A 22991-nucleotide genomic window follows, 5' to 3' on the forward strand; every position below is an offset into this window, starting at 1 on the left:
TCCTTACGCTTTCTCGATGTTGACCAGAAACGCTTTGTACTCCGGCGTTTGCGAGTTGGAATCGCCGACGTTTGGCGTCAGGGTATTGGCGAGGTAGCCTTTTTGCGCCACCCCTTCAAAGCCCCAGTGCAGCGGAATACCGACGGTTTCCACCTGCTGACCATGCACGTTCAGTGCCTGCAGACGACGCGTAACCACCGCAACCGCGCGAATAAAGCCGCGCTTGCTGCTCACCTTCACGCGGTCACCGTTGGCAATACCCTTCGCTTTCGCCAGCGTTTCGCTGATCTCCACAAACTGTTCAGGCTGGGCAATGGCGTTAAGCCGTGCATGCTTGGTCCAGGTATGGAAATGCTCGGTCAGGCGGTAGGTTGTCCCGACATACGGGAACCTGTCCTTCTTGCCTAAACGCAGGACGTCCTCTTCATAGATACGCACCACCGGACTGGATATGACGTTCGGGTGCAGCGGGTTGGTACCGAGCGGCGTTTCCATTGGCTCGTAGTGTTCCGGGAACGGACCCTCCGCCAGCTTATCGAGGGCAAACAGGCGTCCCAGCCCTTCCGGCTGCATGATAAACGGCCCGGTCTCAGTCCCCGGTGCGGCGGTGCTGAAGTCCGGAATATCGTTACCCGTCCATTTGCTGCCGTTCCATTCGATCAGCATCCGTTTCGGATCCCACGGTTTGCCGTTGATATCCGCAGAAGCACGGTTGTACAGCACGCGACGGTTCAGTGGCCATGCCCATGCCCAGCCCAGCGTATTGCCCAGCCCTGACGGGTCAGCGTTATCGCGGTTCGCCATCTGGTTACCCTGTTCCGTCCAGGAGCCGGTGTAGATCCAGCATGACGACGCGGTCGTGCCATCATCCCGCAGCAGCGCGAAGCTGTTGAGCAACTGGCCTTTCTTCGCCAGCAGCGTGCCGTTCGCGTCATACAGATCCGCCAGCGCAACGCCGTTATTCTCTTTGGCGACCTCTTCGGATTCAGGATGGTCCGGCTGTTTGTAATTCCAGCTCATCCTCAGCAGCGGTTCAGCGCCTTTCCCCCCTTCGGTGCGATACATTTCACGCAGACGATGGTAAATCCCGGCCAGGATTTCGCCGTCGTTACGCGCTTCACCCGGTGCATCCTGGCCTTTCCAGTGCCACTGCAGCCAGCGGCCGGAGTTGGCAATCGACCCGTCTTCTTCTGCAAAACAGGTGGACGGCAGGCGGAATACTTCGGTCTGAATCGATGCGGGATCGACGTCGTTCATCTCGCCGTGGTTCTGCCAGAAGTTGGAGGTCTCGGTCACCAGCGGATCGATAACCACCATGTATTTCAGTTTGCTCAGGCTGCGAACGACCTTGTTTTTGTCCGGGAAAGACGCCACCGGGTTAAAGCCCTGGCAGATGTAGCCCGTAACGTTGCCCTTATCCATCATGTTGAAATACTTAATGACGTCGTAGGCCTGGTCCCATTTCGGCAACCACTCGAAGCCCCAGTCGTTTTCCTTCTGCGCGGCATCGCCATAGAACGACTTCATCAGGCTGACGAAGAACTTCGGATAGTTACTCCAGTAGTTCACCTGATCGGCACGCGTCGCTTTTGGCGTGTTGGCCGCCAGATAGCTGTGCAAATCAGTCTGCTTTTCAGACGGCAGCGTCAGATAGCCTGACAGGCTGGTCGACAGCAGGCCCAGATCGGTCAAGCCCTGAATGTTGGAGTGTCCGCGCAGGGCGTTCACGCCGCCGCCGGCCATGCCCATGTTTCCGAGCAACAGCTGGATCATTGCCATGGTGCGGATGTTTTGCGCACCGACGGTATGCTGCGTCCAGCCGAGTGCATACAGGAACGTCGTGGTTCTGTCGGCGGCGCTGGTAGAGGCCAGTACATCACACACCTTGAGGAAATCTGCTTTTGGCGTACCGCAGATATTCTCCACGACGTCCGGCGTATAGCGGGAAACATGCTGTTTCAGCAAATTCCATACGCAGCGCGGATGGCTCAGGGTCTCATCGCGTCTGGCGTAGCCGTTTTCATCGAACTGGTAGTTCCAGGACGATTTATCGTACTGCCGTTTTTCCGCGTCATAACCGCTGAACAACCCCTCTTCAAAGGCAAAATCATCCCGTACCAGGAGGCTGGCATTGGTGTAATGCTTAACGTATTCAGCGTTAATTTTATTGTTTTCAATCAGGTACAGCAGAACGCCCGAGAGGAACGTAATGTCCGTACCGGAGCGAATAGGCGCATAGATATCCGCCACCGATGCCGTACGCGTAAAGCGCGGATCGACAACGATCAGCGTCGCATCGTTATTGTTTTTCGCTTCCATCGCCCAGCGGAAACCCACCGGATGGGCTTCAGCGGCATTACCGCCCATCACCATCACGACGTTGGCGTTTTTGATATCAACCCAGTGGTTGGTCATCGCACCGCGACCAAATGTTGGAGCAAGACTTGCTACCGTTGGTCCGTGTCAGACGCGCGCCTGGTTATCTACCGCCAGCATGCCGAGTGAGCGCACAAATTTTTGCGTCAGCATGCCGGTTTCATTACTTGCCGCGGATGCGCACAGCATGCCGGTCGACAGCCAGCGGTTCACCGTAACGCCCTGCGCGTTCTTTTCGATAAAGTTTGCGTCGCGGTCAGCTTTCATCAGTTTTGCGATTCGGGAAAACGCCTCATCCCAGGAGATACGCTGCCATTTGTCAGATCCTGGCGCACGGTATTCCGGATAGCGCAGACGGTTTTCGCTGTGGACATAATCCAGCAGACCCGCCCCTTTCGGACAAAGTGCGCCACGGCTCACCGGATGATCCGGGTCCCCTTCAATATGATAAATCGCTTCTTTGGCGTTCTTCGCGCCATCGCCCAGGCTATACATTAAAAGCCCACAACCTACGGAACAGTATGTGCAGGTGTTACGGATCTCTTTAGCGCGCAGCAGTTTATAGTTGCGTGCCTGAGCCAGCGCCATTTTGGGTGCAAATCCCAGCATTGCGGCTGTTGTTCCGGCCATACCGCCCGCGCAGATTTTAAAAAATTGTCTGCGGCTGACGTCCATTGTTGTCCTCGTTTTCATTTAAGACTTCGCGCCGCAAACTAGCAGTAAAGCCCCTGTTTTTTTTGCGTCAAATCAAGGTCACTTGTCTTCACCCCCTTAATAGTCACCCCCACGGAGTTTAAATACCTCTTTTTGATTAAAGACTTAAGAGAATAATTCGCGATGGCAGGAGGATTAATGCTATAAATTTTTCCTTTGATTTTTATAGCGGTGGCAGGGTTATGGACAGAAAGAGAGCAACGCTCACGGGACTGGTGGCGATACTGTTGTGGAGCACCATGGTTGGCCTCATTCGTAGCGTCAGTGAGGGGCTGGGACCGGTGGGAGGCGCCGCAATGATATACACCCTCAGCGGATTACTGTGCCTGGTGACGGTAGGATTTCCTGATATCAGACGGTTTTCACCCCGGTATCTTATTGCCGGCAGCGTGCTGTTTGTCAGCTATGAAATTTGCCTCGCCCTGTCGTTAGGCTATGCCGCAACGCGCTCCCAGGCTATCGAAGTGGGAATGGTCAATTATCTCTGGCCAAGCCTGACGATAGTGTTTGCCATTTTATTTAACGGCCAACGGTCCACCCTGTGGGTGATCCCGGGCTTAGCCGTCTCATTGTTGGGCGTCTGTTGGGTATTAGGCGGAGAGCAAGGGCTACATCTTGATGACATCATGCGTAATGTCATCTCAAGCCCGCTCAGCTACGCGCTGGCGTTCGCCGGGGCTTTTATCTGGGCGGCATACTGCACCGTCACCAGTAAGTTTGCCAACGGGCAAAACGGGATAACGCTTTTCGTGCTGCTCACCGCGCTCAGTCTGTGGGTGAAATATGCGTTCAGCGAACAGCCGCAAATGGTGTTTACTCTCCCGGTGGTCGTAAAGCTCATCATGTGCAGCGTCGCACTGGGGTTTGGCTATGCGGCATGGAATATCGGTATTCTTCATGGCAACGTCACGGTCCTCGCAGCGGTATCCTATTTCACGCCTGTACTCTCAGCAGCACTCGCTGCCGTATTGCTGAATTCCCCCCTCTCGTTTTCTTTCTGGCAAGGCGCATTAATGGTTTGTGCCGGGTCATTGTTGTGCTGGTACGCCACGCGAAAATAATATCGCTATCTTCTGCCGGGTCCATAATCGCCCGGCGGGAATTAACATAAATTTAATATGTGATCGCGCGTCAAAATAATGATCGGCGCGTTAGAAAAGCCGTTTAGATTCTGTTTATATTACCGCCCTTTCGTAAATCTCCGTCGTCTTTTATTGACATAACTTGACACCGTTACGTTATTAATCCCTTGCGAATATTAACAATGTATATAGCACAAAGTGCAATAGTGTGTTTCTGTGTGTTTCATGTCCAACAACGATTATTCCGTATAATGAAATGGTTAACCAACTGATTTTAAACAAATGACATTTATATCGAACGCGTAAACAGACAGAAAATACCGACAATTAACAAAAGAAACTAAAACGGCTGAAAACTATATTGCGGCCAATGGTTTTGTTGAATAATTCATCAAAAAATGCACAAATCCCCACCATCTCATTCGTTACAGCCGCAATTTATCCGATCCGGATCACACTAATTGAAATTATTGCTAATATTTTGAAACTTATTATTGAAACCCTACTACAAGATTCTTAAAAATAGCATGCCATTGATGATTAGCCTCGTTTAGAAATCGTTCAAAGTGGCTCAGGAAATACTGAAGAAAATTATAAGGAATATTTAAGATGAAACTTAAATTAGTTGCAGTGGCAGTGACTTCCATGTTGGCAGCAGGCGTTGTAAACGCGGCTGAAGTTTTTAACAAAGACGGTAACAAACTGGATCTGTACGGCAAAGTAACAGGTCTGCACTATTTCTCTGATGACGCTGGCAACGACGGCGACAAAACCTATGTTCGTCTGGGCTTCAAAGGTGAAACTCAGATCAACGACCAGATGACCGGTTACGGCCAGTGGGAATACGAGTTCAAAGGCAACCGCTCTGAATCTCAGGGTTCTGACGGCAACAAAACCCGTCTGGCATTCGCGGGCCTGAAATTCAACGAATTCGGTTCTTTCGACTACGGTCGTAACTACGGTGTTGCTTACGACATCGGCGCATGGACTGACGTTCTGCCAGAATTCGGTGGTGATACCTGGACTCAGACTGATGGCTTTATGACTGGCCGTACGACTGGCGTTGCAACTTACCGTAACACCGACTTCTTCGGTCTGGTTGACGGCCTGAACGTGGCTGCTCAGTACCAGGGTAAAAACGACCGTAACGACATCACCGAAGCGAACGGTGACGGCTGGGGTCTGTCTTCTACTTATGAATTCGAAGGCTTCGGTGTAGGTGCTACCTACGCGAAATCTGACCGTACTGACCGTCAGGTTGCTGCTGCAAGCAATCTGAATGCAGGCGGCGAAAACGCGGAAGTATGGGCTGCGGGTCTGAAGTACGATGCCAACAACATCTACCTGGCAACCACCTACTCTGAAACCCGTAACATGACCAACTTCGGTAGCGGTTTCATCGCTAACAAAGCGCAGAACTTCGAAGTGGTTGCTCAGTACCAGTTCGACTTCGGTCTGCGTCCATCCATTGCTTACCTGAAATCCAAAGGTAAAGACATTGGTACTTACGGCGACCAGGATCTGGTTGAATACGTTGACGTTGGCGCGAGCTACTACTTCAACAAAAACATGTCTACCTACGTTGATTACAAAATCAACCTGGTTGACGACAGCAGCTTCACTAAAGCAGCTGGCGTTTCTACCGACAACATCGTTGCTGTTGGTCTGACCTACCAGTTCTAAGATTTGTTAGTATAAAAAAGCCAGCCTTCGTGGCTGGCTTTTTTTATTCGGTTTGACTGGCGTAATAAAGGAGCACGCCATGCATATTTTCAAAGGACGCTGCCTGTGTGGGATGAGCCAATTCAGCGTTTCCCTCAACAATTTCGACGTCTATGCCTGCCACTGTACCCAGTGCCAGAAATGGTCGGGGGGAATGGCCATGTATCTGGAAGCGCAGGGTCAACCGCTTGTGGAAGAAGAGTCGATAGCCCCTTCTCATTTCACGTCATCTGCGCGCGGCGAACGCTGGTTTTGTCCCGGATGCGGTTGCCCGCTGTGGTTCACATTGACCGCACGCTCAACGACGCGCTATTTCATTCCCTGGACACAGCTTGAGATGAGCGAAGACGAACGTCGCCGTCTGATACTTGCCGCTGAAATCTATACAGAAACGCAACCCGCATTCTTCGGCCTGACCGGGCAATACGCGCGCTTTAGCGGCACCGAAATTGAAGCACACGACAAGCGCTGCCTGCTGACTCCCCATGACGCACACTGAGGGTTGCCCGGTAAGCATTGCACCACCGGGCCTGTTTTTTACTGTTTCGGTACGTTTGCCAGGCTAAACCAAATCCCGACCGCCAGCACCAGTAACATTGCGCCGGCACTGCCTAACGCCACGCTGTGTGACGTGATAAAGGCCGTTTTTGCCGCCGCAATTAACGACTCCGCCAGCCCTGGAGTCAGGCTCTGCGCCACGTTCACCGCTTCGCCAATCGATGACGAGGCCTTATCGGCCAGCGTCGCGCTCAGTCCCTGCGGCAGAACAATTGACGCCGAGAAGCTGCGGGTTAACAGCAGACCAAAAATGGCAATGCCTAACCCTGCGCCCAGCTCATAGGACATGGTTTCAATCGCCCCTGCAGCAGCCGCTTTCTCTTTTGGCGCGGCCGCCATAATTGCCGAGGTTGAGGCCAGCAGCGCACTGGCGGCACTGAAGCCCAGCAGCACCATCAGACTCCATGCCTGCCAGTGCTGCGTGCTGAAGTCGAGCAGTGACAGACCGATAAAGCTGACGGCACTCAGCCCCATTCCGCCTGCCGCCACCAGCCGCAGCCCCAGACGACCGACCAGCACACCGGCAATCGGCCCGCTAAACCCGCTGGCGACCATCAGCGGCAGCATAAACATCCCCGCTTCAAACGGCGTAAAGCCATGCACAAACTGCAGCTCCTGGGCCATCAACAGCTCAAACCCCACCAGCGCGATCATGGCGGTCATCGCCATCACGACACCGCTTAAAATAATGCGATGACAGAACAGGCGCATGTCGATCATCGGCACGCGGGCGCGAAGCTGGATCCGCACAAAGATCATCAGCATCACCGCTCCGGTGAGCAGCGTCATTGCCACCAGCCACGGAGAAAGCACCCCTTTGAGCGCGGTTTTCGCGCTGTAGACCAGCAGCAATATCGCCACAATCAGCATGATTGCATGGGCAATATTCAGCGGCTGTTCCGGGCGTCCCTGTTGACGAGGCACCAGACGCGCGGCAAGAGAAACAACGATGACCACGATCGGCACGTTGATCAAAAAGACCGATCCCCAGTAAAAATGCTCCAGCAACATACCGCCAATCAGCGGACCAAACGCCGCACCGCCTGAACCGACGGCGGCCCAGACCCCAAGCGCGATGTTGCGATCGCGCGCATTAACGAACAACGTGCGGATCCCCGCAAGCGTGGCCGGGATGATCATCGCCGCCCCAATCGCCAGCGAGGCGCGGGCAGCAATCAGCCATCCTGCTGAAGGCGCAAATGCAGCTGCCAGCGATGACAAGCCAAACAGCGTACTGCCAATTATCAACAACCGTTTAAAACCAATGCGGTCACCCAGTGCGCCCATCGGCAGCACCATCCCCGCCATCACCAGCGAGTATATATCGATGATCCACAATAATTCGTTACCGCTGGCACCCAGCGTCATACTCAACGTCGGCGCCGCTACGTGCAGTACCGTCGCGTCGATCGCCACCGGGATATACACCAGCACGATAATGACTAACGCTAACCACTGACGAAACATAAATTTCCTTTTCTTTTAAATCATGGACACATGTCCAGCTTGCGATCCTACGTAAAGTTGAACGAGTGTCCAGCTTTTTGTTACACTTGTTTCAGTCCCATTAAGAGTGAGTGAAAATGCGATATCTGAGCAAGGATGAAAGGCGGGAAGAGATTTTACAGGCCGCTATGCGCGTGGCGCTCTATGACGGACTTTCCGCAATGACGGTACGGCGAATTGCCGCCGAAGCCGGCGTCGCCACCGGACAGGTCCACCACCATTTCACCTCTGGCGGGGAGCTAAAATCGCTGGCTTTTGTGCGGTTGATCCGTGAACTGCTGGATGCGGATGTGGTCGGCAAGCAGGCCAGCTGGCGACAGCAGCTACATGCCATGCTCGGCAGCGATGATGGCCGGTTTGAGCCCTATATTCGCCTGTGGCGTGAGGCGCAGATCCTGGCAAGCCGGGATACGGACATCAGGGGCGCATATGTACTGACCATGGAGATGTGGCACCAGGAGACCGTCGCCCTTATCAAAGCAGGCACTGACGCGGGAGATTTTACCCCGGGCGATCGGCCAGAAAATATTGCCTGGCGTTTAATTGGTCTGGTGTGTGGCCTGGACGGCATTTATATATTAGATATCCCAGAGATGGACGACGCTGCCTTTAATAACCATCTTGATAAATTAATCTCTCTGGAATTGTGTTAATACTCACTTATGAGTATTAACAACCCTCACTTACAATTCGTAACACATTAAGCGAACCCTTATTTCCCCTCCCGGCTCAGGGATTCGCTTTTTTATCTATCCTTTCAGATGTATCCCAAACCATCCAATAATTCCAGAAACACACTGCCAGACATCCACCTGTTTTTACTCCATTTTTTCTTTTTATGGTTAAGCAAGAGGGCGACATGTCACAACAAAGTGAGAAGCATAATCCTTATCTGCTGAGCAACTGGAAACCCGAAAACGCGCAATTCTGGGAGAATAAAGGAAAACATATTGCCCGAAGAAATCTTTTAATTTCTGTGGCTTGTCTGTTATTAGCGTTTTGCGTATGGATGTTATTTAGTGCCATTGCGGTCAATCTGAATAAAGTTGGATTTAATTTTTCCACCGACCAGCTTTTTATGCTAACAGCCTTACCCTCCCTGTCCGGTGCGATATTGCGCGTCCCCTATTCGTTTATGGTTCCTCTCTTTGGTGGACGCTACTGGACGGTGTTAAGCACGGTGATCCTGATTGTTCCCTGCGTCTGGTTAGGGATCGCGATTCAGGACACTGCCACTCCCTACTGGATCTTTATCGTCATCGCGCTGCTGTGTGGTTTTGCCGGCGCTAACTTCGCCTCCAGCATGGGCAATATCAGCTTCTTCTTCCCGAAAACGAAACAGGGTAGCGCCCTGGGGATTAACGGCGGGCTGGGGAACCTGGGCGTGAGCGTAATGCAGCTGGTCGCGCCGCTGGTGATCTTCCTGCCCATGTTCACCTTTCTCGGCGTAAACGGCGTGCCGCAGGATGACGGCTCAACGATGTGGCTGGCCAATGCCGCGTGGATTTGGGCGCCCCTTCTTTTGCTGGCCACGATTGCGGCGTTTTTCGGCATGAATGACATCGCGAGCTCTAAGGCCACGATTGCCAGCCAGCTACCGGTATTAAAACGTTTTCACCTGTGGCTCCTGAGCCTCCTCTACCTGGCAACCTTCGGTTCGTTTATCGGTTTTTCAGCAGGCTTCGCCATGCTGTCGAAAACCCAGTTTCCTGACGTCAATATCCTCCATCTGGCTTTTTTTGGCCCACTGATTGGCGCGCTGGCCCGTTCTGCGGGCGGGATGATCTCAGACAAACTCGGCGGCGTACGCGTCACCCTGATTAACTTCGTCTTTATGGCGCTTTTCAGCGCCCTGCTTTTCCTGACGCTTCCCGGTTCCGGGTCGGGCAGTTTTCTCGCCTTCTATCTGGTCTTTATGGGTCTGTTCCTCACCGCCGGACTGGGCAGCGGGTCAACGTTTCAGATGATTGCCATCATTTTCCGCCAAATCACCCTCACCCGCGTGAAGCAACAAGGGGGAAGTGACGAGCAGGCGCAGCATGAAGCAGTCACCGAAACCGCAGCAGCGCTGGGCTTTATCTCCGCCATCGGTGCCGTCGGCGGGTTCTTCATTCCGAAAGCCTTCGGCACGTCGCTGGCCATGACCGGCTCGCCTGTGGGTGCCATGAAAGTTTTCCTCGTGTTTTACATCGTCTGCGTCCTGGTGACCTGGCTGGTTTATGGCCGCAAATCTTCACAACAATAACAATTACACATTCGCCTGAGAGTGGGCAGCCCTCTCCGAAAAGGCTATCGAAGCAGGAGAAATGTCATGAGTAAACTGTTGGATCGCTTTCGCTATTTCAAACAAAAAGGCGACAGCTTCGCCAATGGACACGGGCAGGTGTACAACACCAACCGTGACTGGGAGGACAGCTACCGACAGCGATGGCAGTTCGACAAGATTGTGCGGTCCACCCATGGCGTGAACTGCACGGGCTCCTGTAGCTGGAAAATCTACGTCAAAAACGGCCTGGTTACCTGGGAAACCCAGCAGACCGACTACCCGCGTACCCGCCCCGACCTGCCTAACCACGAGCCGCGCGGCTGCCCGCGCGGTGCAAGTTATTCCTGGTACCTTTACAGCGCCAACCGGCTGAAATACCCGCTGGTGCGCCGCACGCTAATCGAACTGTGGCGTGACGCGCTGGCGCAACACAGCGATCCGGTGCTGGCCTGGGATGCCATTCAGAACGATCCGCAGAAGAGCCGGAGCTACAAGCAGGCACGCGGACACGGCGGATTTATCCGCTCCAGCTGGAAAGAGCTGAACCAGCTGATTGCTGCCGCCAACGTCTGGACCATTAAACATTACGGCCCCGATCGCGTGGCCGGTTTTTCACCGATTCCGGCGATGTCGATGGTCTCGTATGCCGCCGGGACGCGTTATCTCTCTCTGCTGGGCGGCACCTGTCTCAGCTTTTATGACTGGTATTGTGATTTGCCGCCCGCCTCGCCCATGACGTGGGGCGAGCAGACCGACGTGCCGGAATCCGCAGACTGGTATAACTCCAGCTATATCATTGCCTGGGGGTCTAACGTTCCGCAGACGCGTACGCCAGATGCCCACTTCTTTACCGAGGTCCGCTACAAAGGCACCAAAACCGTGGCCATCACCCCGGACTTCTCCGAGGTCGCCAAACTGAGCGATCAGTGGCTGGCACCCAAGCAAGGCACCGACAGCGCGCTGGCGATGGCAATGGGCCACGTGATCCTCAAAGAGTTCCATCTCGACAACCCCAGCGAGTACTTCCTCAACTACTGCCGCCGCTACACCGACATGCCGATGCTGGTGCTGCTGGATGAACAGGCCGATGGCCGCGTGGTGCCGGGGCGGATGCTGCGGGCTTCTGATCTCACGGACGGGCTGGGAGAAGCCAATAATGCTGAGTGGAAAACCGTCGCCTTTGATATCGCCGGCGATCTGGTGGTGCCGAACGGGTCCATTGGTTTCCGCTGGGGCGAAAAAGGCAAATGGAACCTGGCGCCGCTGGCGGCAGATCATGAAACGGAGCTCACCCTCTCGCTGCTGATTACCCACGACAGCGTGGCAGAGGTGGCATTCCCCTATTTTGGCGGCAATGAAAATCCACACTTCCGTAGCGTCAAACAGGAGCCGGTCCTGACGCGCCGTGTACCGAGTAAAACCCTGACGCTGGCCGATGGCAACCAGAAACGGGTGGTCAGCGTCTACGATCTGATTCTCGCTAACTACGGCCTCGATCGTGGTCTGGAAGACAGCAACGCGGCGGGCAGCTATGACCAGATCAAAGCTTATACTCCCGCCTGGGGCGAGCAGATCACCGGCGTCCCTGCTTACCTGATAGAGAAAATTGCCCGTGAGTTTGCCGACACGGCGCACAAAACGCACGGCCGGTCGATGATTATCCTCGGTGCCGGGGTGAACCACTGGTACCACATGGACATGAACTACCGCGGGATGATCAACATGCTGGTGTTCTGCGGCTGCGTGGGTCAAAGCGGCGGCGGCTGGTCACACTATGTGGGTCAGGAGAAGTTGCGTCCGCAAACCGGCTGGCTGCCGCTGGCGTTTGCGCTGGACTGGAACCGTCCCCCGCGCCAGATGAACAGTACGTCGTACTTCTATAACCACGCCTGCCAGTGGCGTTATGAGAAACTGACCGCACAGGAGTTACTCTCTCCGCTGGCGGACGCGACAAAATTCACCGGTCACTTGATCGATTTTAACGTCCGGGCAGAGCGTATGGGCTGGCTGCCCTCGGCACCGCAGCTAAACCTCAACCCGTTGCACATTAAAGCCCGGGCCGACGCTGCCGGCATGACCCCGCAGGAGTACACCGTGCAGGCATTAAAATCGGGCGATATACGTTTCGCCTGCGAACAGCCTGACAACGGTAAAAACCACCCGCGCAATCTGTTTGTCTGGCGGTCTAACCTGCTCGGCTCTTCGGGGAAAGGTCACGAGTACATGCTCAAATACCTGCTTGGTACCGAAAGCGGCATCCAGGGCGAGGATTTAGGGTCGACGGATGACGTGAAGCCCGAAGAGGTGGAGTGGCAAACTCAGGCCATCGAGGGCAAGCTTGACCTGCTGGTGACGCTCGATTTCCGCATGTCCAGCACCTGCCTGTTCTCCGATATCGTGCTGCCCACCGCGACATGGTATGAAAAAGACGACATGAATACGTCGGATATGCATCCGTTTATTCATCCGCTTTCAGCTGCCGTCGACCCGGCCTGGGAATCCCGCAGCGACTGGGAGATTTACAAAGGTATTGCCAGCGTTTTCTCAGAGGTGTGCGTCGGTCATCTTGGCACCGAAACGGACGTGGTACTGCAGCCACTGCAGCACGACTCCCCGGGGGAACTATCACAGCCGTTTGATATTCAGGACTGGCGCAAAGGCGAATGCGATCTCATTCCGGGTAAAACGGCGCCGACGATTGCCGTGGTCGAACGGCATTATCCGGAAACCTACGAGCGCTTTACATCACTCGGCCCGCTGATGGACAAACTCGGCAACGGCGGGAAAGGCATTTCATGGAATACCCAGAGCGAGGTCGATTTCCTTGGCAAGCTGAACTACGTGAAGCTCGATGGCCCGGCAAAAGGACGCCCGCGTATTGAAACGGCGATTGACGCCTCTGAAGTGATCCTCGCCCTCGCCCCTGAAACGAATGGCCAGGTGGCAGTGCGAGCCTGGCAAGCGCTGGGCGAACTGACCGGTCGCGATCACACCCATCTGGCGCTGAACAAAGAAGATGAGAAAATCCGCTTCCGCGATATTCAGGCCCAGCCGCGGAAAATTATCTCCAGCCCCACCTGGTCGGGCCTTGAGAGCGAGCATGTCTCCTATAACGCCGGTTATACCAACGTTCACGAGCTTATTCCCTGGCGCACCCTTTCCGGTCGTCAGCAGCTGTATCAGGACCATCCGTGGATGCGCGCGTTCGGGGAGAGTCTGGTGGCCTATCGCCCACCGATTGATACCCGAAGCGTTAGCCATATGCGCGAAATCCCGCCGAACGGCTTTCCTGAGAAGGCGCTGAACTTCCTGACGCCACACCAGAAATGGGGCATTCACTCGACCTACAGTGAAAACCTGCTGATGCAGACGCTGTCACGCGGGGGGCCTATCGTCTGGATCAGCGAAACCGATGCCAGAGAGTTAGGCATTGAGGATAACGACTGGATCGAAGCCTTCAACGCCAACGGGGCCCTGACCGCCCGGGCAGTGGTGAGCCAGCGCGTCCCGCCGGGCATGACCATGATGTACCACGCGCAGGAACGTATCCTGAATATTCCGGGTTCAGAAGTCACCGGTCGTCGCGGCGGGATCCATAACTCGGTGACGCGCGTCTGTCCCAAACCGACACACATGATTGGCGGCTACGCCCAGCTGGCGTACAGCTTCAACTATTACGGCACCGTCGGCTCTAACCGCGACGAGTTCATCATGATCCGCAAAATGAAAAACATTAACTGGCTGGATGGCGAAGGTCGGGATCAGGTACAGGAGGCGAAAAAATGAAAATACGCTCACAGGTTGGAATGGTGCTGAATCTCGACAAATGCATTGGCTGTCACACCTGCTCGGTCACCTGTAAAAACGTCTGGACCGGGCGTGAAGGTATGGAATATGCGTGGTTCAACAACGTCGAAACCAAACCGGGGATTGGCTACCCGAAAAACTGGGAAGATCAGGAGGAGTGGCAAGGCGGTTGGGTACGCGGGATCACCGGCAAGCTGACGCCGCGTCTCGGCGGGCGCGTGGGCGTGCTGTCGAAAATCTTTGCCAACCCGTCCCTGCCCGGCATTGATGATTACTACGAACCCTTCACGTTTGATTACCAGGATCTGCACCGTGCTCCACAAGGCGATCACCTCCCGACGGCCCGCCCGCGCTCGCTGATTAGCGGCAAACGGATGGACAAAATTGTTGGCGGCCCGAACTGGGAAGAACTGCTTGGCGGCGAGTTCGAAAAACGCGCCCGCGACCGCAACTTCGACAAGATCCAGAAGGAGATGTACGGCCAGTTTGAAAACACCTTCATGATGTACCTGCCGCGCCTGTGTGAACACTGCCTGAACCCGAGCTGCGTGGCCACCTGCCCGAGCGGTGCCATCTACAAGCGTGAAGAAGACGGCATTGTGCTGATTGACCAGGACAAATGCCGTGGCTGGCGCATGTGCATCAGCGGTTGCCCGTACAAGAAAATCTACTTCAACTGGAAAAGCGGAAAGTCGGAGAAATGCATCTTCTGCTACCCGCGCATTGAGTCTGGCCAGCCAACCGTCTGTTCGGAGACCTGCGTCGGGCGTATTCGCTATCTGGGCGTGCTGCTGTATGACGCGGATCGCATTGAAGAAGCGGCCAGCACCGAACATGAAACCGACCTCTATGAACGCCAGTGTGACGTGTTCCTTGATCCGCACGACCCGGCGGTCATTGAAGAAGCCTTCAAGCAAGGTATTCCGCAGAACGTGATTGACGCCGCCCAGCGTTCCCCGGTTTACAAGATGGCGATGGACTGGAAGCTGGCCCTGCCGCTGCATCCGGAATACCGCACCCTGCCGATGGTCTGGTACGTTCCGCCGCTGTCACCGATCCAGTCTTACGCAGACGCGGGCGGCCTGCCGCTCAACGACGGCGTGTTACCGGCGGTCGAAAGCCTGCGCATACCGGTGCAGTATCTGGCCAACATGCTCAGCGCGGGCGATCCTGCTCCGGTGCTGCGCGCCCTCAAACGCATGATGGCCATGCGTCATTACAAACGCTCTCAGACCGTTGAAGGCGTGACCGATACCCGCGCCATCGAAGAAGTGGGCCTTAGCGTCGAGCAGGTCGAAGAGATGTACCGCTATCTGGCGATTGCCAACTACGAAGATCGTTTCGTGATCCCCACCAGCCACCGCGAAATGGCGCGCGACGCCTTCCCGGAACGCAACGGCTGCGGCTTCTCCTTTGGCGACGGGTGCCACGGTTCCGACACCAAATTCAACCTCTTTAACAGCAGCCGCATTGATGCCATCAACATCACCGAAGTGCGCGACCACGGGGAGGGAGAGTGATGCAGATCCTCAAAATCATCGCCCTGCTGATTGAGTATCCCGATGAAACATTATGGGAAAATCGCGAGGAAGCACTTTCCCTGATAGAACAGGATCTCCCTGCGTTACTGCCCTTTGCCCGCCAGCATCTGGATGCCGCGCTGCTGGATAAGCAGGCCGAATGGTGCGAGGTGTTTGAGCGGGGTCGTGCGACCTCGCTGCTGCTGTTTGAGCACGTTCATGCTGAATCCCGCGATCGCGGCCAGGCGATGGTCGACCTGATGAGCCAGTACGAAAAAGCCGGCCTGCAGCTGGACTGTCGCGAGCTGCCGGACTATCTGCCGCTCTACCTGGAGTATCTCAGCCTCGTCACCGACGACGAGGCCCGCGAAGGGCTACACAACGTTGCGCCGATCCTGGCGCTGATTGGCGGTCGCCTGAAGCAGCGCGGCGTGGCGCATTATCAGCTGTTCGATGCGCTCCTGACGCTCGCAGGCACGCGTCTGACCAGCGACAGCGTGGCGAAACAGGTTTCCACCGAGAAACGGGATGATACCCGCCAGGCGCTGGACGCCGTCTGGGAAGAGGAACAGGTCAAGTTTATCGAGGACAACGCCACATCGTGTGATACCTCACCGATGCAGCAATATCAACGACGCTTTAGCCAGGACGTTGCCCCGCAGTATGTCGACGTCAGTGCGGGAGGCCCAAAATGATCCAGTTTCTGAACGTCTTTTTCTACGATATTTACCCCTACCTGTGCGGCACGGTTTTTCTGGTGGGAAGCTGGCTGCGTTACGATTACGGGCAGTATACCTGGCGCGCCTCCTCCAGCCAGATGCTGGATAAGCGCGGCATGGTGCTGTGGTCGAATCTGTTCCATATCGGGATCCTGGGGATCTTCTTCGGACATCTTTTCGGGATGCTGACGCCGCACTGGGTTTATTCGTGGTTTCTGCCGATGTCGCAGAAACAGCTGATGGCGATGATTCTGGGTGGCGTTTGCGGCGTGCTCACGCTGGTGGGCGGTGCGGGATTATTGATTCGCCGGCTGACGAACCCGCGTATCCGGGCGACCTCCTCCACGGCAGATATCCTGATCCTCTGCATTTTGCTGGTGCAGTGTATTCTTGGGCTCACCACCATTCCGTTCTCCGCGAAATATCCCGACGGCAGCGAGATGCTCAAGCTGGTGGACTGGGCGCAGTCGGTAGTGACCTTCCGCGGTGGCTCGTCCGAACATCTGGCGGGCGTGGCGTTTATCTTCCGTGTTCATCTGGTGCTGGGCATGACCATTTTCCTGATCTTCCCCTTCACCCGACTGGTGCACGTCTGGAGCGCGCCGGTGGAGTATTTAACGCGTAGATATCAGGTGGTGAGATCGCGCCGCTGAGTGTTGCCGGGTGGCGCTACGCCTGAGCGCAGCGCCACCGGTCTATTTCCCGGCCTGAGGATGTGTATCAAACCCGGCCATCACCGCCGTCAGCGCGTCCAGCGAAAACCCGTGTTTTGGATCGTCAACGCCCAGTCCAAACCGTGACTGCATCACCTGATACAGCGCGTTCGCGTCGGGAAGATGGACCTGCTCTTCCGCATGCCCCTTCTGCCAGTGGGTAAAGTTAAAGTTGGTCAGGGTCAGCTTTCCGCCGTCAGGCAGATGGCGACACATCAACAGATGGTGGCGAAAATGGGATTGCGGCCAGTGCGCCGACCAGAAGTTGCCCATCACGTAATCGCTGAAATACTGCGTTGTCAGATCAAAATGGTACATCGACTGCCAGTGATCGTGGTGGCTGAACTGCAGGATCCAGTCGTTGCCCTCGCTCAGCAAACGGTACAGCCCGTGGGGTGTCTCCTGCTCCTCGTTGGCGAGCAAACGAATCGGCGCCGTCAGCGTCTGTCCGCCAAAACCGACGTCGGCAATCCAGCGCTCGCCGTTGAGTTCAACCAGCAGCAGACGATGCGTACGCGGCGGCATCTGTGGCGGACTGGCTAAGACCACGCGGCCCAGCACGCTGCGAACCGTAAAGCCCACTTCACGCAAAACACGTTCAAAGAGGCCGTTCTGCTCAAAGCAATAGCCTCCACGACGCGCCGTCACCAGTTTGTCGACCAGGCACTGATCTTCCAGATGGATTTCGCGCGGCATCACGACGTCAATATTCTCGAAGGGGATCGCGCAGTTGTGGTGTAGATGCAGCGCCCGCAGGGTGTCGATGTCAACCTGAACAGGCTGTTGCCAGCCCGTACGGGCAAAATAAGCACTCAGAAATGGGGACATGATTCGCTTCCATGATGTGATGTTCCCTGTTTATAAACTATTTTCCGGCCTCCATATGCGCAAAAGTGCTTTTTGCGGGTGCATCTTGATTTCGGCTACCCATCAGACGTTTAATGCCAGCATACCTGCTGAGAGGAATGTTCATGAGCGCGTTTCGTCCCGTTGAATTAAAGCATGCCAGCCGTCTGCTGAACCATGGCCCTACGGTACTGATTACCAGCCGCGATGAGTCTATCGACCGTCGTAACGTCATGGCTGCGGCCTGGTCGATGCCGGTAGAGTTTGAGCCACCGCGTATCGCAATTGTGGTGGACAAAAGCACCTGGTCGCGTGAACTGATTGAGCGCAGCGGGAAGTTCGGCATTGTCATCCCTGGCGTGGCAGCGGCTAACTGGGCTTATGCCGTCGGCAGCGTGAGCGGGCGCGACGAAGACAAGTTCAACTGCTACGGGATCCCGGTTGTGCAAGGTCCGGTACTCGGCCTGCCGGTGATTGAAGAGAAATGCCTGGCGTGGATGGAGTGTCGTTTACTCCCGGTTACCGCAGCCGCAGAAAAATACGATACGCTGTTTGGTGAGGTTGTTTCGGCAGCCGCAGATGAACGCGCGTTTGTCGCCGGACGCTGGCAGTTTGACGGCGATAAGCTGAACACCCTGCATCATCTGGGGGCCGGGACGTTTGTGACCAGTGGGAAAATGATAAAGGCGCTGGAAAAATAGCCTATAAAAAAAGCCCTCTCCGCGAGGGAAAGGGCTTTTAAATTACTTCGCGCGCCGTGCAATAATTTCATCCGCAACATTACGCGGTGCTTCCGCGAAATGATGGAATTCCATCGTGTAGGTCGCGCGGCCTTGCGACATCGAACGCAGCGTCGTGGCATAGCCAAACATCTCCGCCAGCGGCACATCCGCGCGAATAATCTGGCTACCGTACTGCTCTTCCATTCCCTGCACCATGCCGCGGCGGGAAGAGAGATCGCCCATGATGTTGCCGGCGTACTCTTCCGGTGTTTCCACCTCGACATGCATGACCGGTTCAAGAATCACCGGGTCCGCTTTGCGAGCGCCCTCTTTAAAGCCGAGGATCGCCGCCATGCGGAACGCCATTTCCGAGGAGTCGACCTCGTGATAGGAGCCAAACGTCAGGGTCGCTTTCACATCGACAACCGGATACCCCGCCAGGACACCGCTGTTCATGGCTTCGCGCAGGCCTTTCTCCACAGACGGAATATACTCGCGCGGGACAACGCCGCCCTTGGTGGCATCTTCAAACACAAAACCACTGCCGGGCTCTAACGGCGCCAGACTGAGCACCACATGGCCGTACTGCCCTTTACCGCCGGACTGTCGGACAAATTTCCCTTCGATATCCTTCACCGCTTTACGCAGGGTTTCACGGTACGTGACCTGTGGGCGACCAATGTTCGCCTCAACGCCGAACTCACGCCGCATGCGGTCAACGATAATCTCAAGATGTAACTCACCCATCCCGGAGATAATTGTCTGGCCGGACTCTTCATCGGTGTGCAGACGAAACGAAGGGTCTTCCGCTGCCAGGCGCTGCAATGCAATGCCCATTTTCTCCTGATCGCCTTTGGTTTTCGGCTCGATCGCAAGCGAGATAACCGGGTCCGGAAACTCCATCCGTTCCAGCGTGATGACGGCATTCGGGTCGGTGAGCGTGTCACCGGTTGTCACATCTTTCAACCCAACGCAGGCCGCGATATCGCCCGCGCGCAGTTCATCCACTTCGTGGCGATCGTTAGCATGCATCAGCACAATGCGCCCAATGCGCTCTTTCTTCCCTTTCACCGGGTTGAACACCGCGTCGCCTTTGCGCAGCACGCCAGAGTAAACGCGGATAAAGGTCAGCTGTCCGACGTACGGGTCGCTCATCAGTTTAAAGGCCAGCGCAGAGAACGGCTCGTTGTCGTCTGGATGACGCTCGGCATGCTGCCCATTCTCATCCACACCATCAATGGCGGGCACGTCCAGAGGCGACGGCATTAGTTCAATGACCGCATCGAGCATGCGTTGCACGCCTTTATTTTTAAACGCGCTGCCGCACAGCATCGGCTGGATTTCACCGGAGATGGTCCGCATACGCAGCCCCCTGATGATTTCCGCTTCCTCTAAATCACCCGTTTCCAGGTATTTATCCATCAGCTCATCGCTGGCTTCCGCCGCCGCAGAGACCATTTTTTCCCGCCATTCCTGCGCAGTACTCACTACGTCATCCGGCACAGGAGCATAGGTAAACACCATGCCCTGGGTGGCATCGTCCCACAAAATGGTACGCATTTTGATGAGATCCACCACGCCGGTGAAGTGTTCTTCTGCCCCCACCGGAATAACAATCGGGACCGGATTCGCTTTCAGACGCTCCTGCATCATTCGCACGACGCGGAAGAAGTCCGCCCCCGGGCGGTCCATTTTGTTGACGAAGGCCAGCCGCGGGACATGATATTTATTCGCCTGACGCCAGACGGTTTCCGACTGCGGCTGCACGCCACCGACGGAGTCATACACCATGACAGCGCCGTCGAGTACACGCATGGAACGCTCCACCTCAATGGTGAAATCCACGTGGCCTGGGGTGTCGATAATGTTGATCCGGTGCGGTTCAAAGCCCCGGTCCATACCTGGCCAGAAACAGCTGACTGCCGCAGAGGTAATGGTTATCCCGCGCTCTTGCTCCTGTGCCATCCAGTCGGTAGTTGCCGCGCCATCGTGTACTTCACCCAGTTTGTGGCTCATACCGGTATAAAACAGGATGCGCTCGGTGGTGGTCGTTTTACCGGCATCGATATGCGCGGAGATACCGATGTTGCGATAACGTTCGAGAGGGATGGGTCGGGGCATAATATTTCCTTAGTCATTAAGACGGCGTTGTGACGACCGGGATGGTCGCGTGTTCGTTCGTTTGCTATAATAGTCCTATTGTACGAGTATTATCGAACTATTTTTTTACGGTTGACCTATTGTTGATATAGCTCAATCTGACACCAGACGCAGGAAAACGATGATCCCGAACCACCCTGAAACTGAACAAATACTGCTGGAAAATGTGCTTTTTGCCCTCGGTAACCCGCTACGGCTGTCGATTATCCGCAGGTTGGCCGATGGCAGCGAACTGAGCTGTAACGCGCTGCGCCCGGACGAGGTGGTGAAATCGACGATGACCCATCACTGGCGCGTCTTGCGCGACAGCGGCGTGATTTGGCAGCGCCCGCAGGGACGAGAAAATATGATTTCACTGCGCAGGGACGATCTTGATGCCCGCTTTCCGGGGCTGATGGCAATATTGCTGCAGACGAAGTAACGCGTGTGTCGTGTCGGGCGACTCCGCGCCGCCCGCCCCTCTCTCACATTGAATAGCCGGGTTTCTTAATTAAGTGATCCAGGTTGGGTTCAATTTCGGTATCCCAGACCTGCGCTTTCCAGTCGGCTTCCTGCACTTCATTCAGGGCGACCGAAATAGAGCGATCTTTACTGTTCAGATGACGGGTAATCACCTCGGCAATATCCGCCGCCAGCGCGGTTTTTTGGTCGTCGTTCAAATCACGGGGAAAACATTTGATATCTACGTGTGGCATATGCAGGCTTCCAGTTATGAATGTGAGTTCCACGTTATCAGATTATCTCGTTTGCCTTTAACACCTTGTGCAGTTCCGCCAGCTGGCACACGGTATCCGCAATCGCCGTTATCTTCGGCGTATTCGCCGCAAACCATGCATGGCGAGGCCCCCAGGTGCGTGCAACCGTGATGTAGACGTCAAGCAGCGTCAGCCGTTCCCCGAGTGCAAAAGGGGTGGCACTGAGCTGGCTGTCAAACCACAGATAGAGTGATTTTCGGTATTCAATACAGCTGTTTTTCAACTGCTCCGGCGCATCCGGCACCCAGCGTTCGGGGTAGTCGGCATAGGTAAAGGTGGGATAAACGTTCGCAACAAACCAGATGAGCAACCGCTGAAACTGCTGCCGCTCAGCCTGGCCGACGGCAGGCGCAAGATCGGGACATCTGTCCAGCACCATCAGGGCAATCGCCGCCGTTTCGGTCATGATCGCCCCGTTCTCCAGTTCCAGCGTGGGTACCTGACACAGCGGATTGCGTGCTTTCAGCAACTCACGCTGCGGACCGGGCTGGTCAAACCCGTCCACGTTGATAAATTGATAAGGGATGTCTGCCAGAGTCAGCATCACTTCACTGATTGCCGATCCCCAGCCGGGTACGCCATAGAGTTTCATCATGTTGCCCCCTCCGGGATGAAAACCCTAAGTGTAGACATGACTAATAGGTTATCCCAGGCGGGTTCACGTCGGATTGTGTCACCGCTTCGCCCTCTTCCCCCCAGCGTGCCAGCACCCGCTGGTACTCTCCACGCGTAATAGCGCCCTCCAGCGCAGCCTGCAAAGCATAAACCAGCCCATTGCCCTTTTTGGTCGTCGTGGCGACATAGGCTCTCTTCGGCCCGAGACCCACTACGCGCGTTTTGCCGGTCAACGCCGCTTTATAGGCGGATACGGATTGAGGTCCGAAGAACACATCCGCCCTGCCGGACTGAATATAGAGGTTGCCGGAAGCATCATCGGTCAGATAGACCGGCAGCGCAGGCGCACGACCGGCTTTTTTGTTCTCTTCATTCCAGCCCAGCAGAATGCGCTCCTGATTGGTCCCGGAACCCACAATCACCTTTTTGCCTGCCAGATCTTTTGCGCTGTTAATCGCCTGGACCGCGCTGGTGGATTTCACGGAAAACGCCAGCGAGTCGACGCGATAGGTCGCAAAATCAAATTTCTCTTTTCGCTGTTCGGTCACCGCAATATTCACCAGCGCCACGTCATAGCGTCCGGAGCTGATCCCCAGCGGCCAGTCTTCCCAGGCCGTGGGAACCAGCTTCAGCTTTAACCCCAGACTGCCCGCCAGCAAGCGGGCAATATCCGGATCGCTGCCAATCCGCGTCCGGTTATCGCTGGCAAGCAGCGCCAGCGGTGGAGAGTTGAGCGCTGAGATCGCTACCGTGAGCGTGCCCGGCTCAACAAATTTATAGTTCGCGGGGATCTTCGCGACGGCCTGCCGATCTACCGTCACCGGCAGCGGCTGCTCGTTGGCGTGTAAATCGATACCCGCATGGCTCGCGGTCGTAAAAGCCAGACCGGCCAGAAAAGCATATTTCATCT

At 55.5% G+C, this 22991-nt stretch carries 18 protein-coding genes; 11 read left to right on the top strand and 7 right to left on the bottom strand.

Translation table 11 applies throughout. The features are described from left to right. Positions 1–3: 3 nt before the first annotated feature. Positions 4–3051 (bottom strand): formate dehydrogenase-N subunit alpha, encoded by a 3048-nt coding sequence (fdnG, locus tag JTA15_RS07005; protein ID WP_131701781.1) that lies wholly within the window; start codon positions 3049–3051, stop codon positions 4–6. 221 nt (positions 3052–3272) lie between these two features. On the opposite strand from fdnG, the gene yddG reads away from it, so the two are divergent. From yddG to JTA15_RS07020, 3 genes are all read left to right on the top strand, one after another. Further along, positions 3273–4151: an aromatic amino acid DMT transporter YddG gene (gene yddG, locus JTA15_RS07010; RefSeq protein ID WP_219373042.1), complete on the top strand. Its 879-nt coding sequence runs from the start codon at positions 3273–3275 to the stop codon at positions 4149–4151. Positions 4152–4781: 630 nt separating this feature from the next. Further along, complete coding sequence (gene ompD / locus JTA15_RS07015; RefSeq protein ID WP_020884056.1) at positions 4782–5855, top strand: porin OmpD; 1074 nt, start codon at positions 4782–4784, stop codon at positions 5853–5855. A gap of 79 nt (positions 5856–5934) precedes the next feature. Further along, entirely contained in the window at positions 5935–6393 is a 459-nt protein-coding gene (locus JTA15_RS07020) for a GFA family protein (protein WP_020884055.1), read from the top strand. Between the two features lie 38 nt (positions 6394–6431). Here JTA15_RS07020 and JTA15_RS07025 read toward each other — a convergent pair whose 3' ends face one another. Next, positions 6432–7919, bottom strand: a complete 1488-nt coding sequence (locus JTA15_RS07025; protein WP_040017572.1) for an MFS transporter — start codon at positions 7917–7919, stop codon at positions 6432–6434. A gap of 116 nt (positions 7920–8035) precedes the next feature. On the opposite strand from JTA15_RS07025, the gene JTA15_RS07030 reads away from it, so the two are divergent. The 6 genes from JTA15_RS07030 (at position 8036) to narI (ending at position 16923) form a co-directional block, all read left to right on the top strand. Then, positions 8036–8611, top strand: coding sequence for a TetR family transcriptional regulator (locus JTA15_RS07030; protein WP_219373043.1), 576 nt, complete (start codon positions 8036–8038; stop codon positions 8609–8611). Between the two features lie 206 nt (positions 8612–8817). Further along, positions 8818–10203 carry a NarK family nitrate/nitrite MFS transporter gene (locus JTA15_RS07035; protein WP_219373044.1) on the top strand — a complete coding sequence of 462 codons (1386 nt, stop codon included), beginning with the start codon at positions 8818–8820 and terminating at the stop codon, positions 10201–10203. 66 nt (positions 10204–10269) lie between these two features. Then, on the top strand, positions 10270–14010 hold the full coding sequence (locus JTA15_RS07040) for a nitrate reductase subunit alpha (protein WP_219373045.1): 3741 nt from the start codon (positions 10270–10272) through the stop codon (positions 14008–14010). After that, positions 14007–15551 carry a nitrate reductase subunit beta gene (narH, locus tag JTA15_RS07045; protein ID WP_020884050.1) on the top strand — a complete coding sequence of 515 codons (1545 nt, stop codon included), beginning with the start codon at positions 14007–14009 and terminating at the stop codon, positions 15549–15551. Before JTA15_RS07040 ends, narH begins: the two co-directional genes overlap by 4 nt. Then, positions 15551–16246: a nitrate reductase molybdenum cofactor assembly chaperone gene (gene narW / locus JTA15_RS07050; RefSeq protein WP_025204126.1), complete on the top strand. Its 696-nt coding sequence runs from the start codon at positions 15551–15553 to the stop codon at positions 16244–16246. The genes narH and narW overlap by 1 nt, the downstream gene beginning before the upstream one ends. Further along, complete coding sequence (gene narI / locus JTA15_RS07055) at positions 16243–16923, top strand: respiratory nitrate reductase subunit gamma (RefSeq protein ID WP_014170231.1); 681 nt, start codon at positions 16243–16245, stop codon at positions 16921–16923. The genes narW and narI overlap by 4 nt, the downstream gene beginning before the upstream one ends. Positions 16924–16965: 42 nt before the next feature. On the opposite strand, the gene nhoA is transcribed toward narI, so the two are convergent. Next, a complete protein-coding gene (nhoA, locus tag JTA15_RS07060) occupies positions 16966–17811 on the bottom strand; it encodes an N-hydroxyarylamine O-acetyltransferase (RefSeq protein ID WP_020884048.1) in 846 nt (281 codons plus the stop codon). A 143-nt stretch (positions 17812–17954) separates the two neighbouring features. Here nhoA and JTA15_RS07065 point away from each other — a divergent pair, with 143 nt between their 5' ends. After that, on the top strand, positions 17955–18530 hold the full coding sequence (locus tag JTA15_RS07065) for a flavin reductase family protein (RefSeq protein ID WP_047955659.1): 576 nt from the start codon (positions 17955–17957) through the stop codon (positions 18528–18530). A 42-nt stretch (positions 18531–18572) separates the two neighbouring features. Here the strand turns inward: JTA15_RS07065 and fusA are convergent, their stop codons facing one another. After that, positions 18573–20672, bottom strand: coding sequence for an elongation factor G (gene fusA, locus JTA15_RS07070; protein ID WP_014170234.1), 2100 nt, complete (start codon positions 20670–20672; stop codon positions 18573–18575). A 160-nt stretch (positions 20673–20832) separates the two neighbouring features. Between fusA and JTA15_RS07075 the strand changes: the two genes are divergently transcribed. Continuing rightward, the gene (locus tag JTA15_RS07075; protein ID WP_014170235.1) at positions 20833–21132 is read left to right on the top strand and encodes a helix-turn-helix transcriptional regulator; all 300 of its coding nucleotides are present in this window, start codon (positions 20833–20835) and stop codon (positions 21130–21132) included. Between the two features lie 43 nt (positions 21133–21175). On the opposite strand, the gene pptA is transcribed toward JTA15_RS07075, so the two are convergent. From pptA to JTA15_RS07090, 3 genes are read right to left on the bottom strand one after another with little or no spacing between them, the layout of a single operon-like run. Further along, positions 21176–21406, bottom strand: coding sequence for a tautomerase PptA (gene pptA, locus JTA15_RS07080; protein WP_020884045.1), 231 nt, complete (start codon positions 21404–21406; stop codon positions 21176–21178). Between the two features lie 37 nt (positions 21407–21443). Next, on the bottom strand, positions 21444–22061 hold the full coding sequence (locus tag JTA15_RS07085; RefSeq protein WP_219373046.1) for a glutathione S-transferase family protein: 618 nt from the start codon (positions 22059–22061) through the stop codon (positions 21444–21446). A gap of 40 nt (positions 22062–22101) precedes the next feature. Beyond that, on the bottom strand, positions 22102–22989 hold the full coding sequence (locus JTA15_RS07090; protein WP_020884043.1) for a transporter substrate-binding domain-containing protein: 888 nt from the start codon (positions 22987–22989) through the stop codon (positions 22102–22104). Positions 22990–22991 lie beyond the last annotated feature (2 nt).

It is taken from the genome of Enterobacter sp. BIDMC 29, from assembly GCF_019378755.1.
In the GTDB taxonomy this organism is placed as follows: domain Bacteria; phylum Pseudomonadota; class Gammaproteobacteria; order Enterobacterales; family Enterobacteriaceae; genus Enterobacter; species Enterobacter ludwigii.